This window comes from Desulforamulus aeronauticus DSM 10349 (assembly GCF_900142375.1).
GTDB lineage: Bacteria > Bacillota > Desulfotomaculia > Desulfotomaculales > Desulfotomaculaceae > Desulfotomaculum > Desulfotomaculum aeronauticum.
Map to the genome: position 1 here is coordinate 74,133 of NZ_FRAR01000004.1, position 18,810 is coordinate 92,942.

Annotated in this window: 13 protein-coding genes and 1 tRNA gene; 4 read left to right on the forward strand and 10 right to left on the reverse strand. The window is 41.9% G+C overall.

All coding sequences use genetic code 11. From position 1 onward, the window contains the following. Positions 1-125 precede the first annotated feature (125 nt). Positions 126-1,064 carry a D-alanine--D-alanine ligase gene (locus tag BUA78_RS00360; protein ID WP_072910296.1) on the reverse strand — a complete coding sequence of 313 codons (939 nt, stop codon included), beginning with the start codon at positions 1,062-1,064 and terminating at the stop codon, positions 126-128. A gap of 351 nt (positions 1,065-1,415) precedes the next feature. On the opposite strand from BUA78_RS00360, the gene BUA78_RS00365 reads away from it, so the two are divergent. Further along, complete coding sequence (locus tag BUA78_RS00365; RefSeq protein WP_072910297.1) at positions 1,416-2,807, forward strand: monomeric [FeFe] hydrogenase; 1,392 nt, start codon at positions 1,416-1,418, stop codon at positions 2,805-2,807. A 157-nt stretch (positions 2,808-2,964) separates the two neighbouring features. On the opposite strand, the gene BUA78_RS00370 is transcribed toward BUA78_RS00365, so the two are convergent. Together BUA78_RS00370 and BUA78_RS00375 are read right to left on the reverse strand one after the other, a co-directional pair. After that, complete coding sequence (locus BUA78_RS00370; protein WP_072910298.1) at positions 2,965-3,807, reverse strand: pirin family protein; 843 nt, start codon at positions 3,805-3,807, stop codon at positions 2,965-2,967. A 188-nt stretch (positions 3,808-3,995) separates the two neighbouring features. After that, positions 3,996-4,071: transfer RNA gene (locus BUA78_RS00375), tRNA-Trp, on the reverse strand. A gap of 222 nt (positions 4,072-4,293) precedes the next feature. Here BUA78_RS00375 and tlp point away from each other — a divergent pair. Together tlp and BUA78_RS20025 are read left to right on the forward strand one after the other, a co-directional pair. Continuing rightward, positions 4,294-4,509: a small acid-soluble spore protein Tlp gene (tlp, locus tag BUA78_RS00380; protein ID WP_072910299.1), complete on the forward strand. Its 216-nt coding sequence runs from the start codon at positions 4,294-4,296 to the stop codon at positions 4,507-4,509. Positions 4,510-4,519: 10 nt separating this feature from the next. After that, positions 4,520-4,696, forward strand: a complete 177-nt coding sequence (locus BUA78_RS20025; RefSeq protein ID WP_175548937.1) for a hypothetical protein — start codon at positions 4,520-4,522, stop codon at positions 4,694-4,696. A 32-nt stretch (positions 4,697-4,728) separates the two neighbouring features. On the opposite strand, the gene fusA is transcribed toward BUA78_RS20025, so the two are convergent. Then, on the reverse strand, positions 4,729-6,741 hold the full coding sequence (gene fusA / locus BUA78_RS00385; RefSeq protein ID WP_072910300.1) for an elongation factor G: 2,013 nt from the start codon (positions 6,739-6,741) through the stop codon (positions 4,729-4,731). Positions 6,742-7,071: 330 nt separating this feature from the next. Between fusA and spoVB the strand changes: the two genes are divergently transcribed. Continuing rightward, complete coding sequence (spoVB, locus tag BUA78_RS00390) at positions 7,072-8,622, forward strand: stage V sporulation protein B (protein WP_072910301.1); 1,551 nt, start codon at positions 7,072-7,074, stop codon at positions 8,620-8,622. Between the two features lie 4 nt (positions 8,623-8,626). On the opposite strand, the gene BUA78_RS00395 is transcribed toward spoVB, so the two are convergent. The 6 genes from BUA78_RS00395 to BUA78_RS00420 all read right to left on the reverse strand — a co-directional run bounded on the left by BUA78_RS00395 (position 8,627) and on the right by BUA78_RS00420 (position 18,764). Next, positions 8,627-10,000, reverse strand: coding sequence for a phosphohexomutase domain-containing protein (locus BUA78_RS00395; RefSeq protein ID WP_072910302.1), 1,374 nt, complete (start codon positions 9,998-10,000; stop codon positions 8,627-8,629). Between the two features lie 77 nt (positions 10,001-10,077). Then, positions 10,078-11,454: a sugar phosphate nucleotidyltransferase gene (locus BUA78_RS00400; RefSeq protein ID WP_072910303.1), complete on the reverse strand. Its 1,377-nt coding sequence runs from the start codon at positions 11,452-11,454 to the stop codon at positions 10,078-10,080. Between the two features lie 7 nt (positions 11,455-11,461). After that, a complete protein-coding gene (locus BUA78_RS00405; RefSeq protein ID WP_072910304.1) occupies positions 11,462-12,619 on the reverse strand; it encodes a glycosyltransferase in 1,158 nt (385 codons plus the stop codon). A gap of 27 nt (positions 12,620-12,646) precedes the next feature. Beyond that, complete coding sequence (locus BUA78_RS00410; RefSeq protein ID WP_072910305.1) at positions 12,647-14,905, reverse strand: cellulose biosynthesis cyclic di-GMP-binding regulatory protein BcsB; 2,259 nt, start codon at positions 14,903-14,905, stop codon at positions 12,647-12,649. A gap of 36 nt (positions 14,906-14,941) precedes the next feature. After that, positions 14,942-17,176, reverse strand: coding sequence for a cyclic di-GMP-binding domain-containing protein, MshE-related (locus BUA78_RS00415; RefSeq protein ID WP_072910306.1), 2,235 nt, complete (start codon positions 17,174-17,176; stop codon positions 14,942-14,944). Positions 17,177-17,204: 28 nt separating this feature from the next. Further along, positions 17,205-18,764, reverse strand: a complete 1,560-nt coding sequence (locus BUA78_RS00420; protein WP_072910307.1) for a hypothetical protein — start codon at positions 18,762-18,764, stop codon at positions 17,205-17,207. Positions 18,765-18,810 lie beyond the last annotated feature (46 nt).

Consider the following 18,810-nt stretch of genomic DNA (forward strand, 5'->3'; position numbering starts at 1 on the left):
GTAACCAAGAATAGAACAAGACAAAACAAAAAAAGCAGATTTTTATCTGCCTTTTTGTAAATTGCTATTTCCGTAAACGTTTCGACTGCGCGAAAAAGTTTAAAAGGGAGGTGAATTTTTCTCTGTTACTTTTCCAACGCTAATTTTACCAATCGATCGGCCAATTGTGGAAATTCTATACCAGCATAACGGGCTGCATCTGGAAATAGACTGGTGGCTGTCATACCTGGGAGAGTATTAATTTCCAGGGCAAAAACTTTTGAGTCTGTGATCATAAAATCGACCCGACCTAAACCACGACACCCCAAAGCAATAAAGGCCTTGACTGCCAGCTCTTCTATTTTTCTTTGGACTTCTTCCGGCAATCTGGGCGGTATGATGTGATTACTCATACCAGGGGTATATTTAGCCTCATAATCATATACGCCGGTAGTAGAAGTGATTTCAATCAAAGGTAGTGCTAATGGTTCATCATTTCCCAGCACCGAGGCAGTTACTTCCATGCCGGTAATAAATTCTTCTATTAAGACATCTTGGTCATAATTTAATGCAGAAGTAATGGCTTCTGACATTTTATCTGCACTATGGACAAAAGTGATACCTATGGTAGACCCCTGGGTATTAGCCTTTACCACCGCTGGCACGCCAACCTCTTTAATAGCTCTGGCTGCAGCTGCCTCTATGCCTTTTTTATTTACTTCCCGTCGGGTTATCACAGTAAAGGCAGGTGTGGGAATATTTTCTAGCTGAAAGATCTTCTTAGTAGCTATTTTGCTGATAGCCATTGCACTGGCTAAAACTCCACTGCCAGTATAAGGAATATCCAACATTTCTAACAGACCTTGGATAGTTCCGTCCTCGCCATATTTACCGTGTAAGCTTAAAAACGCCAGTTCAATTTTATTTTGCTTCAGTTGCTCCACTAAATCATTCTTGGCATCTATCTTAACAATATTTGTGTAGCCTGCTGATAATAAGGCTTGATATACAGCTTCACCACTTCTTAGGGAAACTTCTCGTTCGGCTGAGCGGCCACCACAGATAACTCCAATTCTAATCACCAATCTATTTACACCTCCAAATTTGTAATATCTGCTAACTACAATACTATTCTATTATATTCTTAGGTACGCTGTAAAATCCTTATTGTATTTTGTTTTTTTCAAATCTTGGTGCTGTGATGTTATATTATAGTTGATATTCTTAGTTATAAATTTCAAATAATGTTACTATTTAGAGTAAGATAATTGTTATATGTAATTGCCAATATTGAAAACATTTATGCAATAATACGTGAATTGTTATTGTCTAAATGAACTGATAGTTTAATATATTACAACTTATGTTCTATAAATTGACACTTATATGATACACATGAGATAATCTGCACAGTAGACAATATGGGAGGAGATCATATGAATCCTGTTTCGGAAGTGACTAAACTCCGCCGGGATATCTTCACTCGGGTGGCTAGTTGGGCTTTCAACCAGCCTTTAGACACACCCATGGAGATGGACATATCCGCCATGGCAAAAGAAGTCATCCCCGATGGACCCGCCCGTTATCGTTGCTGTATTTATAAAGAAAGAGCCATTGTGGAAGAGCGGATTAAAATTGCGGTAGGATTAACGCCTACCATCCAACAAGTGACTGTTATTCCGGACGCTTGCAACGGCTGTTCCTTAAACAAATATGTCGTTACAGATGCTTGCCAAAATTGTGTTGCCCATCCCTGTAGGAATAGCTGTCCTAAAAAAACGATTACTGTTATTCAAAACAGGGCCTTTATAGACCAAACCAATTGTATCGAGTGTGGTAAATGTGCCAAGGCCTGCCCGTATAATGCAATTATTGAAATTATCCGTCCCTGTGAACGGGCTTGTGCTATTCAGGCCATTAAAGTTGACGATTCCCGCAAAGCGGTAATAGACCCAGAAATGTGTGTAGCCTGTGGTCTTTGTATGACCGTTTGTCCTTTTGGCGCAATCACGGATCAATCACAAATGCTTGACGTTCTATGCTCTATTCGTGTCAATGAACAGCCCCATGTAGCGATTGTTGCTCCAGCCATAGCAGGACAATTTGGTTCTAAAACAACTCCTGATCAAATTAAAACAGCTTTGCTAAAACTAGGATTTGATGAAGTAATTGAAGCTGCCTTAGGAGCAGATATCGTAGCCAAGGAAGAAGCGGCAGAAATAAAAGAGCATATTGGAAAGAGTCATCTAATGACAAACTCTTGTTGTCCTGCCATTACGAAGGCTATTGCAGTTAAAACCCCTGAGCATCAGGACAAGATCTCTACCACTCCTTCACCTATGCGTATAACTGGTCAATTAGTTAAAGATAAGTACAACCAACAGGTTACTAATGTCTTTATTGGACCTTGTATTGCCAAGAAAACCGAGGCAACTTGGGGCTCTGAAATTGATTATGTACTAACCTTTGAGGAATTGGCAGCAATTTTTTCTGCTCAGGAGTTTGATCTAACAACCTTGGAAGCTACCGAATTAAAAGATGCGTCTGCCAATGGTCGCCTTTTTGCTAGGGCTGGTGGTGTAACCACTGCTGTTCGTAATCATCTAGACGAACTAAAACTGGAAGCCATTCAAGTGCAAGGTTTAGGACAATGCCTTACTACTTTAAAGAACGTCGCCAAAAAACCAACCAATGATAACTTTACCTTTATTGAATGTATGGCTTGCGAGGGTGGCTGTGTAGGCGGACCTGGGTCTATGGTTAGTACAACGGTAGGTACAAGAGCAGTGGAAAGACATGCGGGAGAAAGCATTATATTGCCAAAATAGAATATTCAAGAAAATAACATTTTATTCTACTGTAGGAAACAAAATGCCGGATGGTTAATTCTATCTGGCATTTTGTTTCGCTGTTCGTCAGCCATCTTTATATAATCTCTAATGGTGGCTAAGGGAAAGCGGTATCATACTACCCTTTGTATTCTTATTATTTGATAAACTTATCTTCCTCTATTTCAAAGAAGGCTTGTTTCAGTTCCTCCTCTGTATTCATAACAATTGGTCCACCCCAAGCTATGGGCTCATGCAGGGGCTTGCCGGATAAAAGTAAAAATCTGATACCCTTATCCGATGCTTTTACCCAAAAGGTATCACCCTCATTAAATAATACCGCGTGTTTCTCTGCAATGAACACATCACTCTGGGGGTCCAAGCAGCCTTCTCCTTGTAGGATATAAATAAATAAGGTGGCATCCTCCTCTATCTTGCAAGACCAGTCACAGCCTGCCTTCACATCTACATCCAAATAGAGTGCTTTTACATAATCACCTGCCGTGGCACCAGCTATTCCGTTATGTTGTCCGGCAATGATATGTACGCGATGGTTCTCCTCAACAATCACAGGGATATTTTGCTTGCGGATATCTCGATACTGCGGTGCAACCATTTTATCCTTGGCAGGTAAATTGAGCCACAACTGAACCCCGAGCATCCTTGCACTGGGCTTAGGCATTTCTTGATGAATAATCCCGGAACCAGCAGTCATCCATTGACAATCTCCATCCAAAATGCTGCCCTTATTTCCCAGGCTGTCTTGGTGTTCTATATCTCCTTTGATCAAGTATGTAATGGTTTCTATTCCTCGATGCGGATGCATTGGGAAGCCCTTAACATAATCATCGGGGTTAGTAGAATCAAAGGCATCCAGCATTAGAAACGGATCAAAATCCTTGGCATCACGATAAGCAAAAACTCTTACCAGCCTTACACCAGCCCCATCTATGGCATTCTTCCCTGTTACAATTTTACGAACAGTCCTCACAGTACTCATAAAAAACACCCCCTCAAATTCTGAATAGAAAAGAATTGGTAGCTCTTAATCAAGTTTTCCAATATAATGCGTTCGCTTGCTACTGTCTATTATATGTAAGACATTATTTTTCTTTTTAATGGATATGCCATCTTTACACAAGCTATAAAATAAAAAAACCCGCAAGCTTTATGCTTACTGGGTTTCACTGGCGGGGGCACTAGGACTTGAACCCAGAACCAACGGTTTTGGAGACCGCTACTCTACCAATTGAGCTATACCCCCATATTTAGCTAATGTATATCTCTGACGCAAGAGTAAGTATACCAAAATAAGTATGCTTCGTCAACAAAAAAACTAAACTAATTGAGATAATTATACGATTATCTTGTGAATTTGCCAACCGTCTTGTCTCCTAAAATAATAGATTATACCTGAGTAACTGGAATAAATTTTTTTAATTAGATAACACTAAACCTGAAGTAATTCTAAAGGAGGAATAAATCAATGGCTAAACCAGATGACAGAAGTGATAATGTAGAAAAATTACAGAACATGGTGCAAAATACGATAGAGAATTTAGAAGAAGCCCATGAAACTCTGCAAAACAGTTCTTTAAGTAAAGAACAGAAACAAGACATTTTAGCTAAAAATAAAAAGCGTGAAGAAAGCATTCGTGGTTTTAGAAAAGAAATCAAGGATGAGTATAGAGATCTACACTAGGGGTGATTAAATGGGTAATTTTGTATATTACGACCCCAAAGAAGCTATGGAAGCTGCTGAGGAATTACAGCCCAGTATGAAAACTTCAGAAAAAAAGTTAATTCATCCCGAAGAATGGACTTACTGTGAAAAAGAAAAAGAGTTAACCAACTTTGCTCGCCGCAACAACAAGAAACCAGAGGTTTGACGCCTCTGGTTTCTCTTGATATGGTAGTGCAATTATTTTTCTTTGGCGGCTTCTTTTTCTTCCTTGGCCTTTTTAATAACCATTTCTGCTTCACGTCCGGAGAATTCTTCGTAGTTGTAGAATTCCATCGTGAAGGAACCGCGCCCTTGGGTCATAGACTTCAGATCAATAGCATAGCGATACATTTCTGATAACGGTACCTGAGCACGGATTTTCACCAATTTACCCAGGCCCTCTGTACCCAGTACACGGCCACGCTTGGTGTTAAAGTCGCTGATAATATCACCCATAAAATGTTCAGGAACAGTTACTTCTACATTCTGAATGGGTTCTAACAATGCAGGACTAGCCTGCTCACAACCCTTTTTAAAGGCCATATGCGCTGCAATCTTAAAGGCCATTTCAGAGGAATCCACCGGGTGGTAGGAGCCATCATAAAGGGTTGCCTTTAAGCCAGTAACAGGGAATCCTGCTAGCACACCTTCTTCTAAAGATTCCCTCAGACCTTTTTCAACAGCTGGGAAGAAGTTTCTCGGCACAGCACCACCAAATACTTCTTCAGCAAAGATGAAGTGTTCTTCAGAAGGCTCGAAACGAACCCAGGCATGACCGTATTGTCCACGTCCACCGGATTGTTTCTTGTGCTTGCCTTCTACCTCCACTTTCTTGCGGATGGTTTCACGATAAGGTACTTTCGCTTCAGTTAGAGTTACGTCTACGCCATACCTCTTCTTTAGACGATCCACCATGATTTGGGTCTGGGCCTCACCCATGGTAATCAATAGAGTTTGTTTTGTCTCTGTATTTTTCTGAACCTTAATAGTGGGGTCTTCATCTGTCAGTTTAAATAAAGCATCGCCTAATTTATCTTCGTCGTTTTTACTCTTGGGTGCTACAGCAATAGTTAAGGTAGGTGCAGGGAATTCAATCTTTTCTAATTCGATAGGTTTATCTTTATCAGCCAGGGTATTACCGGTACTGGTGTCCTGCAGTTTAACTAGAACCGCTAAGTCACCGCAGGGAACAACATCCGTTTGCTGAGTTGCTTTACCGCGCACATAAAGGATTTGACCAATTTTTTCTGGTTTTTCCTTAGAAACATTGACAATGGCAGAGTCATTTTTCAGCTGACCGCGATATACCCGAATAAAATTCATTTTACCAACATAGGGGTCGGCAATAGTTTTAAATACTAAAGCAGCTACAGGACCTTCCTCCACCTGGGGAGCAGGGAAATAAGTTGCCAGGAAATCCAAAATTTGGGCTACCCCAATATTCTTGACGGCACTGCAGGCCAGAACAGGCACTACTTTCCCCATGGCCAGCGCTTTTTGGAAACCATCTTTAATTTCTTCCGGGGTTAGTTCTTCTCCCTCTAAATATTTCATTGTCAACTCATCGTCACCTTCAGCAGCCGCTTCCACCAGGGTTTCACGATAAGTTTCAATGTAGTCGGCCATATCATCAGGCACAGGAATTTCTTTGCCCTTTCCATCGCCGCTATAGGCTTTGTTTTCCAATACAGAAGCTACACCACTGAAGTCGGTGAAAGCTCCGATGGGTAATTGAATAGGTACAAAATTGGCGCCAAACTTTGCTTTCAAGTCGTCCAGGACTTTGTCAAAGTTCGCATTTTCACGATCCATCTTATTAACAACCACAATTTTAGGCATTTCACCAGCCATATCCCAAATAACTTCATGTTGCACTTGCACTCCGTCAACGGCTGATACCACAAAAATGGAACCATCAGCAACACGCAGGGAACCTTTAACCTCACCAATAAAGTCGGAGAAACCTGGGGTATCTAACAAGTTGATCTTTGTATTATTCCATTCAACAGGTACCAAGCTAGTGTGAATAGTAATTTTACGTGCGGTCTCTTCAGGATGGTAGTCGGAAGTGGTTGTACCATCTTCCACTCTACCCATACGGGAGAGAGTACCTGTGTTGAAAAGCATTGCTTCTACCAGAGAAGTCTTGCCGGAACCGCCGTGAGCCACCACTGCCACATTGCGTAGTTGGTTTGATTGGTAATTTTTCAAAGTTCAGGCCTCCTTTTGTAAATATTGGCATTTACCAGTATTACCTAAAACTATACTTCTAACCATATTTAGGAGTTTATTCAATTCAATTATTGACATATAGTAACTCCTAATTTAGGTTGGCAAAATTAAAATTATGTTAACATTTCTACATGCCCCATCTAAATCCTCTAAATTTAAGGAAAATTGCATATATTTTTTCTGCACATACCCCAAAGTCCAAACTAAGCTTTCGCCTGCTTGTTTAGGTTATTCATACACCGTTGTCCACTATCATAAACATAGCATAGTGGACTATCTGGCCAAGACAAATGCGAAAGGAAAATGGACATGTCTCGACAATCATTTATCACTGGTGCACTTATTTTACTGATAGCAAGTTTTATTAACAGAATCATTGGTTTTGCTTATCAGATGATTATTGTTCGTCTTATTAAACCCGAAGGCATCGGTCTCTTTAACATGGTCTTTCCCTTTTATGTGCTAGTGCTGGTTTTAGCAACCATGGGCATTCCAGTAGCCATTGCCAAATTGGTGGCGGAGGAAGTGGCGCGTAATAATCTGCGGGGGGCCAATAGAATCTTTAAGATTTCCCTTACTTTTCTGATCATCTCTAGTGTTTTCTTCACGGTTCTATTGGTGATGGTCTCTCCCCTATTAATGAAATATGTTTTTCCCAACCCCAAAGTTTATTATATTTTCTTATGCCTAATTCCGGGTATTATCCTGGTGTCTATCTGTTCAGCTTTTCGGGGTTATTTCCAGGGATTGCAGCAAATGACTCCCACTGCTGTTACCCAGATATTGGAACAAATTGTTCGAGTAACTGCCGGTTTATCGATCGCCTATTTTTTGTTACCAAGGGGAGTTGAATATGCAGCTATCGGGGCGTCTCTAGGTGTCGTGATAGGTGAATTTGTGGGTTGTTTTACCATGATCTATCTTTATTTCAGTAATCGTAAGAAAAACCTAAGCGGGGCGGCAACTCCTTGCCAATCACTTCCTCAAACCTGCTCAAAAATCTTTGGTTTAGGTATACCCGTGACCATGACTCGTTTTACCAGTACGTTTCTACTGTCGGTGGAAGCAGTTTTAATCCCCCTAAGGCTACAGGAGGCTGGCATGACTCTGTCTGAAGCCACCTCCACTTTTGGACTGCTGGTGGGAGTGGCCGATACCTTGTTTTTTACGCCAACCATGATTACTGCAGCATTGGCCACGGCCTTGATCCCAGCCATTTCCGATGCACTGGCCTTAAATAATCATCATTTAGTGCTTTCTCGTACCGCCAAAGCCTTGCGCATTACCATTTGTGCCGGACTTCCTTGTGCAGTTGCCTTTATTCTTTTACCGAATGAAATGTGTGGTGTGTTATTTGGTTATGCCAATGCCGGTTCGATCTTGGGAGCTTTGGCCATTGGTGGACCTTTCTTATATTTTCAACAAACCACCACGGGCATTTTACAAGGTATGGGCCAAGCTGTGAGACCCTTTAAAAATTTAGTCGTTGCCTCCATCATTAAAATTTTAGGATTGTACTACCTCACGGCTATACCAGGGCTAGGTATTACTGGGGCCGTCATTGCAGTGGTATTTTGTTATATGACAATGGCTTGCTTAAATTATCTGGATTTACGCCACTTGATTGGTTATCGTATTCATTTTTCCCATGATATTTTTAAACCAATTCTGGCTGCCTTTGGTATGGCTGTGGTAATATGGAACATTAAACAGCTACTGTTGCCTATTTCTCCTTTGCTCACATTGCTGGTAGCTTTAGCTGCTGGAGGTTTTGTTTACCTGATACTTCTGTTTTTGCTGGGTGGCATTCATAGGGATGATCTCAAACCCATTAAAGAAATCATTATCAAGAAATTTTAAATATTTACAATCCTACTCCATCTATAAAAGCCAACAATTTCTCGGTCTTTAGTTGCATGAGTTCACGGTTGCCCCTTGCTTCAACATTTAATCTTAATACCGGTTCGGTATTAGAGCTACGCAGGTTAAACCGCCAATTACCAAACTCTACGCTTAAACCATCCGTACGGTCAATAGCAATAGCACCCTGTGAAAAATTTTTTTCTACCTGCTCCATTACTTTTCTTGCATCTGTTACTCGGCGGTTAATCTCACCGCTAACCGGATAGGCAGCTACTCGCTCGCCGATCAGTTTCGATAGACTTTTATTCTTTCGACTCATCAACTCTAAGACTAATAGCCAAGGTATCATTCCGCTATCACAGTAGGCAAAATCCTTAAAATAATGGTGGGCTGACATTTCCCCACCGTAAACTGCATCTTCCAAACGTAAGCGCTCTTTTATAAAGGCGTGGCCGGTTTTACTCTGAACTGGCACCCCACCTGCTTGCTGTACTAGCTCAATGGTATTCCAGGTTAACCGGGGATCGTGAATAATTTTAGCCCCTGGCTGTCGAGATAATAAGGAGGTTGCCAAAAGGCCTACTATATAGTATCCTTCAATAAAATTACCCCTTTCATCAAAAAAGAAACAACGATCATAATCTCCATCCCAGGCTAATCCCACAGCTGCCTTATTTTTTCGAACTGCTTCAGCCGTTGCTAGACGGTTTTCCGGTAATAATGGGTTAGGAATTCCGTTAGGAAACGTACCGTCCGGTTGGTGTTGAATCTTAATGAATTCAAAAGGTAAGTGGGACTCCAGCTCATCAAGAACTGGTCCGGCACAACCGTTGCCGGCATTCACTACCATTTTAATTGGTTTCAAAACAGATGGATCTATATATGATAACAAGTGTTGCACATAATCAGCCATTATGTTTATTTTACGGTAAGAACCTAATGCCCCAGAGGATGACTTTTCCCTCTTACATTGTCCGCTTATTAAGAGCTTTTCAATTTCTTTCAGGCCACTATCACCGCTAATGGGGATTGCCCCAGCTCTTACTAGCTTCATCCCGTTATACTCCTCAGGATTGTGACTGGCAGTAACCATCATACCGCCGTCCAGACCAAGATGAAAGGTAGCAAAATATACCTGCTCCGTACCGGAAAGTCCAAGATCGATTACCCCACAACCGCCTTCCCTTAAGCCTCGAATCAAGGAAGCCGCCAGGGCCGGACTGGTCAGCCGTATATCATAGCCTACGACAACCTGGCGAGGCTTAAACAACTGCACATAGGCCTGACCAATAAGGTAGGCTAGCTCTTCATTTAACTCTTCCGGAACTTTGCCCCGAATATCATAAGCCTTAAAGGCCCGGGTATTTACCTCCATCTGGTTACCTCCATGTTACTGTTGCATTTGTACACTAAAAAACGGCTCTGTTACACTAAAACAGAGCTGTTTTCTAATTACATACATTTTTTACGATGACATTCATTCTCTATTTCGCTCCAATTAAATAAAAAGCGTTCAATATCCTGTTCAACCAGAGTACTGCCCTTCTGAATTTCAATAATCTCCAAATCTGTTATGGCGTGAATGGAGTGAACATCTCCCTGGGAAATTTCCAATACGGATCCGGCCTCAACGGGTAAAATCACGCCATTCAAAGCTACCTCTCCCTTTCCCTGTACGATGGTCCAAGTTTCACTGCGCTGAAAATGTCTTTGATAGCTAATGTTTTTTCCGGCGTTGATACCCAGTCTTTTAACCATAATTTCATATCCATCATCGTAGTTTATGTGTTCCAAAACTTTATACCAGCCCCAACCCCGTTCTTCGTACATGGGCCTTTGCTCAATCTGCTCGATAAATTGCTTGATTTGGGGACTCATTTGTTTATCCGCTACCAGAATCCCATCCGGTGTGGCTACAACTACGCTATTGCTCAGTCCTAAAGCGAGGACAGGAACGCCTAATTCGTTGATCAGATGTACATTGTCAGCCCCTGCGATGATTCCCTTGCCTAACACCCTTTGGGGCATCTCCTCCGTTAAGGTATTCCAGGTTCCTAAGTCTTTCCAGCTTCCCGTATAAGGCAATACCACAATCTTTTCGGTTCTTTCCACCACTTGGTAATCAAAACTAATTTTAGGCAGCCGGTCATAGTAAGCCAGCAACTCGGCATAGTCAGTGGGCAAATTTTGTTCTTTAAGAATTTTCAGTAAAAAGTTAAGTCTGAAACTAAAGACCCCACAATTCCAGAGCGCCTTTTCTTCGATTAGCTTTTGGGCCTCTGCCTGCTGCGGTTTTTCCTTAAACCCCTTGACAACCCAATAGCCGTCCTGACCGTCCGTTCTCTCAGGAATTATATAACCGTATTTTTCCGTAGGAAAGGCAGGCAGCGCACCTATTAAAGCCAAATCAGCCCCCGACCTTGCCAATATCTCTTCTGTCTCATTCACCCGTTCAAAAAAACTGTCCTCCACCATGGGATCTACGGGAATGACTCCGATTACCTCCTGGGGAGATATTTTTTCCACAGAATTAAAATAAGCAGCTGCCAAAGCAATTGCCGGAAAAGTATCCCGCCGCTTCGGTTCGATGACCATCTTTATTTCCTGACCCAGTTGCTTGCGCAGCATCGACTGCTGATCTTTGCCGATGGCAAAAACAGCCTTATCTGCCAAACCGCTTCCCGTCAATTGCCGCCAAATCCTCTGGATCATCGACTCAGGATGTCCTTGTTCGTTGTTTAATACTTTTACGAACTGTTTGGCCCGTGCCCCATTGGTCAACGGCCAAAGCCTTTGTCCCGATCCGCCGGATAATAAGATTATTTTCATACGCCCCTCATTTCTTTGCACTAATATCAGGGTGATTCTTTTCACTGATTCGTTTGTAAACCGTTAGAAGAGCTCTTCCTTCCTTCCAGACCCAAAACTTACTTAAAAAATAATTACTAAAGCTGGCACAAACAATACCGGCGAAATTCCCCCAATATTTATCGATATGCAAAAAATAGTAGAGTAAAAATAAAGTAATACTTTTAATAAAGATGCCAAAGGAGGAAACTATTAAATATCTGCTGAAACGTCTTACATTTATAAGGAAAACTTTATAATCGAACTTTACTGCGGCAATTTCTTTCCAGGTAAACAAGTTATTTAAAGTATAATTAGAAGCCATCGCAATTAAGGCGGAAATAACAGCTCTTGCATTCACACTCATCCCGGCAAATCTGTAACTTAGTAAGGCAAAAATCAGCATATCGACGATGACCCCGGAACCTCCCACCAGACAGAAAACATAAAAACGCCGGTCACTCTCACTGCGCTTGAGTAAAGTGAAGATATGCCATAAATATTGGAGTTGTACCTTCAGATTCAACTTGGATTGCCCCAAATTGCGGCTACTAAAGGCATAAGGAATTTCTACCAACGTTTGATAGTTTCCCATCACCAGGATTTCCATGAGTATTTTCCATCCTACAGGATTCAGCTGCTTTCCTTTGATCACTTCCCTTCTCAGCATAAACATCCCGCCGGTATGATCCGAAGCCCGTCTTAGGCTTTTGATCAGGATTTTACCGATATATCGCGCTGTTGCCGAGACAAGTTTTCTGAACCAGTTCAATCCTCCGTCACTGCCACCGGGAATAAAGCGGCTGGGGACGACAAGATCAGCTCCCTGTCCAATTTCTTTCATCATCTTAGACAGCATTTCGGGGGGATGCTGCAGATCTCCGTCCATCACAGCCAGGATATCGCCTTCTGCATATTCAAAACCGCAAATCACCGCCGAAGACAATCCGGTCTTGTTTTCCCGGTGAATTAGTTTGATCCGCTGATCTTTGCGGGCAAATTGCGAAATTATCGCTGGGGTATCATCATCGCTGTCGTCCACAAAGATAATTTCATAGCTGTAATCTTGCAGGCTTTCTTCGACACGCCGAATCAGCTCACCAATATTATCCTTCTCATTAAATACGGGAATGACCAAGGACAGCATATTTACCCCTCCAACCGTTTGTTTACTTTATTTCTTTGGCTGATGTTCGGTATCGTCCTGCTCAGTCATTTGCCCTTCATGAATCCCGCTTTCAGCTTCTGTAAAACCTTGTTCAGCTTTCAGTTTTACTCCTGCTTGAGTAAACTCATTTTTAACTCGTCTCAGACGGAGTAACGCGATTAGGGCGGCAATGATTAAAACAATTAGAACTACCACTAACCACCATGGCAGATGGGTGATTTTTTCCAAATCATTAACTCGGTCTTCTGTTGTTTTGGGCACGCTGACCGCTGTCTTTTCACTGACGGCTAAATTGCTCACATCCAGAAAACTATTGACCAAAGCGAGCTGTTGCTCCATTTTTCGTAGAATATCCTTATTGCTTAAGGCTTGTTTCAACACAGTCAGAGCGTCTTGATTATTGTACATAATCACGTAAATTCTTCTTGCCGGGTCCCAGGGTGAACGAATTACCTGAATTAAGGCCTTATTCTGCAATGTTTCCGAAATCACGTTGACACCGTTTTGGATTGTTAACTCATTATTTTCGCCTGGAGCAACTGCCAAGGCCTTTTTTACCTCTTCCGGCAGCTTAATATCCTGATAAGAACCTAAAAATATCAGATCCATTTTTTTCTGTTTCGAGGTGGGAACATATTGCTTTAAGAGGGTCCAATCATACACCCGGCCTGTATTCTGACCAAGGCGGGTCGCCAAAAGGACGGCTGCTTCTATAGAATCCCCGTTGAACTGTTCCGGCATTCCCAGGGCAACCTGTGCTGGCTCTCCGTTCTGGCCGGAATATACGTAAGGAAACATTTTTAAACTGGGCTGAAGCATGACATTTCCCGGAGAAAACACAATTTGGGAAGTTTCATCAATCACGGTCCAGGCACTTTCCGAATAATCCTTGGAACAATCGACCAACCCTAAATAGTTGTAGCATTCGATTCCTACCTCAAGGAACGGAGACTTTAAATCTTTCTCCGGTATATCAATCTTCAGTGTTCCACCTTCAGCGTTGGCAGTCGTCAGCTTGGTGCTGGCAACCGGAGTTCCATTGATCTTTACCGTAATCACCGAGCGCTCGGAAATAAGAGCTTGAGAATGGCTGAACTTCAAATTAAGATAGGACCCTTTGCTGCTCTGAATTTCCTGAGGCTGAATAAAGGTCAAATAAGCTCGCTGATGAAAGACCCCTGCCAGATTGATCGTCGAGTAGCCAAAATCAGAAAAATGATAAACCCCTTTTTCTTTTGCCTTAAAAGCATTGGCGGCTGGCTGAACCTGAGATTTTAAAATGATAGCGGATTGATCGACCTGTTCCAGCAGAGTGCGGTTGGTGATCAAGTTGATGGCCTTCTGAAAGCCGCTTGCGTCCTTTCCCCCAATGACCGTTGAATAATGAGGCGTACCCTCTGTCGGTCCTGCAATGGCCAGATATCCTTCCTCCTCTTTCAGATATTGGGACAGAGCTTGCAGCGGCTGATTGTCCTGCCAACCTGGAAAAGGGCCAAGATAAACTTTATTTCGTGCCGGGACGTTGCTTACCGGAACAGGCTCTTGAGTTATTTCTTCATAAACCTGAAAATCCAGCATTTGCCGTCCTGGATAGGCCGCACCTAGGGAAGAGCCGAGTTTAAGCAGAGCAAGTACGGACTCTTCCTTGCTTCCTTTAGAGAGTATAAAATCTGTTGCCAACAGGCTTTGATCGGATAACCCCTCATAATATATCGGATAAAATCCTGACAATTCGGCAGTGTAATGATCTTTCAAGGTTATATTTAAATAAGAATCGCTGTGCAAAATCACCCAGTTGTCAGGATTATCAATATCGGCGCAATCTCCCTCAATTGAACGCTGATCACTGGTAAATTTAATTTCATTGACAGCATTTTGCTTGATCTTCTCCGTCGGCAGCGTAACGCTCCACCAGCCCTGCCCTTTTTCTTGCAAGGTATAAATACCCTTTGTTTCTAAAGCAACTCCATTAATGTAGACCGTCAGGCTGGATTTGGCATCAATCAAGGTATTGGAAAAGGTAAAATGGATGTTGAGGCTGCACGGATCGGTAACAGTTGTCCCTTTGGGCATAAAGAGCCAATAGGAAACAGCATTTCTTGGACTATTAAGCGTTTGATCAGTGCTGATAAAGGGAATCTGATAACTCTTTCCCTGAAGGTTTTCTACAGGGGGCTGGGCAAAGGCACTCCAGGGAATTAGCAGCAACATTATAATAGTCCAAATGAAGAGTTTAGCTATCCGTGATTTCGCATTTCTTTTCATTGATACTCTCCAATCTTTACCTTTAAAATCCCTGGTTTAGGCCGACAAATTGCTTCTATTGACTGTATCATATTTAGCCGCTGTTAAACCGTGATTTGTTTTCTCCCAATAAAAGGGCTTTAATACCAATTGAATCAAAGCTTTGTAGGCGGCAACACTCATTAACATCCAATAAAGAGGAGTCAGCAGTGCATACTTGATCAAGCCGTAGGAAAAAGGCTGTTTATTTTTTAACGAACAATCACGAATTACCCAATACATGCCTACTGCATTTGTATACATAAACATAAAATTGCCGAAAATTAACTGAAAACAAGCTAAATAATAAAGAATACCCGGGAACAGAGAGCTAATCCACCCTGCATGAGTCAGATACCAAAAGACCAGTAAGAACCAGAATATCGGATTCAATAAAGGTAGCAGGGGTGTGCCTAGAACCATCGCCTGATAGCCGATAAAACCTTTAAAACCGCAAATCCTGTATAATTGGACAGGATGGCGCATATGCACAAGCCAAGTCTGCATGTATCCTTTAATCCAGCGTGATCTCTGTCTCAACCAATTCGATACATCTGAATTGGCTTCCTCCCAGGTCCGAGAATCGACAATCGCCGTGTGGTAGCCCTTTTTAAAAAGTCTGATCCCTAAATCAGCATCTTCTGTGACATTGAAGGGATCCCAGGCTCCTACTTCCCGCAGAAAGTCAATTTTAAAATGATTGGAGGTGCCACCCAGCGGAATCGGCGTTTTGGTTTGCATGATGCCTACCAGCAACATTTCAAACCACATACTGTATTCCTGAGTAAAAAAGCGGGTCAGCAGATTTTGATTGCTGTTAAAATAATTCAGTTTGCATTGAATGCACACATAGCTGGATGGTAATTGCTTAAAAGCAAGATAGACTTTTTTCAGTTGATCCGGTTCAGGTCGGTCTTCGGCATCATAGATAACTACATATCTGCCCTTGGCCCGGATCAAGCCGTAATTACAGGCCTTCGGCTTTGTTTTAGGCTGAGAAGAAGGAACGATAATCGGCGTAAAATAGTGAGGCAAATTCATGCTCATGACTGTCTCAATGGTCTCCTTATCGTCTTCTTCAAGCAGGATACATACATCTAACTTATATTGCGGATAGTCCAAGGCCTGGATGTTGTGAATAAGCTGCTTAATTACCTCTTTTTCCTTATAAACAGGAACCAGAATCGTGTAAACGGGCAGTTTGGTTTCATCAATTGCTGCAATCTCTTCCGGTGTAAAATGGAGTTGAGCATCTTTATAGGAACCTTTATAGACAATATAAAGCTTTAAAATTGTCATGATAGCATACAGTCCCTGAACCAGGATATTGCCAACAAACAAAGCAGCCCGGTAATTGGCAATAAGGACAATTAAAAAAGCTATACAGGCTGCAATCAAGGCCACGCGTTGTCCTTTGGAAAAGGTGACGATGGCAGAGTTTTCCGGCTGTTCCTCATACAGTTTGAACACACTATCTTCTGACAACCTATGACCATATACCATCTCCCACAGGTTTTCAATCTCAATCATCGTAGCCAATACCTGCTCCACCGGTTTATCAAGATAGCTGCCAATTACCCGGATACTCTCCTCGGGCAATATTTCCCCTACGGCAAGGATATAAGAGTCCGGTCGGCTATTAATCAGGATAGCGTTATATTGAAGCGCGATCTCATAAGGGATCTTTTTCGCCATTTGTCGATTATAGTTATTACCAACCCGGCCCAAATTATTTTGCGTGGCTAAATAGCGGTAGAGAGTTTCGGGTGTTACATGTTTAAGAAATAATAGAACATCGCCAATTCTTCCCCCGCTCTTTTTCTGCATGGCTATTGCTTCCCCAAGCTGCTCTTCTGTAATTTCTTTGTTCTGAACCAGCATTTGTCCTAAAGGCAGCTTAGGTCTAGCATAAGTTGCTAAAAAGTCCTCCAATTTCTGTTTGCTGATATGGTTCAACAAGATCAAAATATCGCCTAAACGGCCACCGTTTTGTTCCTGATAGGCCATAGCCATTTTCAACTGGGCGGGAGTAATCAATTTAGACTGGATTAACCGCTCCCCTAATCTAGAGAATTGACTGGTTGTAATAAAATCCGTTAAATCCTGGGAAGATATAAAACCTTGACCAACCAGTATAGTACCGATTAAATCTCCTGTTTCTCTTTGAATATTCAGAGCAATATGAAGTTGTTCATCTGTTATATATCCCTGACGGAGCAGATTTTCTCCTAATCGATTGCTCTTTTCTGCCATTTTTATCTCCTCGTCAATTAGTCAAATATTAGTAAATGACCCGGAACAGTTTGAATCCTTCAAAGGTTACCTCTTGTTCACACCATTCCTCTCGGCCTGCATACAAATTCGGATACCAGGTATTAAGGGCATCCAGTTTTCCCGTCCCTTCATTAGGGTTGGGTACCAAAAGATAGGTGATTCCCAATTTATGTGGATTCTCCAAACTCTCATAAAAATCAGGGCTGGCGGTTACCACCATATTGGACATATTATCTATATTAACGAGAATCTCCCCTGTAACAAAAGAGTCCATCAATACTCTTTCCTCCTGAAGGTTTTCATTGATATACTCGGCAATCCGCCTGCTTTCCGTCGTTCCCATGGAGCTATGCTCCTCCGGGGATTTTTGAAGATTTCCAAGCGTACTTAATGTTAATCCACACGATACCAGCAATGATATTACTAAAATGCCCTGCAGTAGTAACTTTCGGATATAAGCTTCTTGGTTGATTTGGGCAATTTCATAAGGAAGCCACGCCACCGTAATGGGCAATACATAGGAAAAGAAGCGCAACCAGCCATAAGAAGAACCACTGAGGAGCATTAAATAGTGAAAGAGAATAACTGCCAACACCATGATTAGTAAAACAAAAAAATCATGTTTGAATAACTTTCCCCTTATAATTCGGACAATAACAATTCCTGCAAACACCGGGATGAAAGGAGTACTTTTCTCCCATACCACATTTCTGAATAATTCCCAGGGAGTCTCGGTAACCCCGCTGGTTAGACTTAGATAGGCAGAATTAGAATACGCCGAATTAAGAAAATAAAGTGGATTACCGGAAATTACCCAGTTGAACATGATCCATAGGAAAACAGCAAACAAAAGCGGTGTGTAGAGTATAATAGCGGTTCCTTCTGCATAATAATAAGTCTCCTTGAGTTGCCCTTGGGGAGCAAAGTCTTTAACGGCAGGACCGAAAAAGATAATGATGAGCACACCCAAGCCTATGGCAGCGGCAAAGGGAATGGCTTCATAACGGCAAAAGAAAGCTAATGCCAAGGCAAAAGCTATCCTCATAATATAGTGGGCAGCCCCTTCTTTCATCCACAACACCAGGCAGGAGACAGCATAAATCATGAAAAAGAACGTGAGCCCTTCGCTCATACCATTAAACCCATAAAAAAAGATAAAGGGATTAATTGCGTATAGACTAATAATAATAAATGTTAATTTTAGAGAAATGTTCAATCTTAAAAAGGTTTTGAATAAAACAACCACACTGCCCGCAGCAAATAAAGAGCTGATAATAGATGCTGCTATGCCCTGCGTCACCAAGGGCTTCCATATCTGAGAAAAAGCTACAAAAGGCAATTGTAGCATACTGGGCAAGGGATTCCACACTAAACCAATTGAAGCAAAGCGGGGTGGTTCTACAAAAAATACATAAAAAGCATTCGCTGTCCTGGCAAAGGCATCCTGCATTTTTGCATCCAAAAAATAACCATAATAAATCCCAGCAGCCAGTTCTATGGTGAAAACAACCATAAAGAGAATGGTTATTGTTTTTCTGCCGGGAATAAAGTTATGATAGTTTGTCAAAAGATCACTCCTACGAGGATATCGTTTCTGCACTCACCAAAATTAC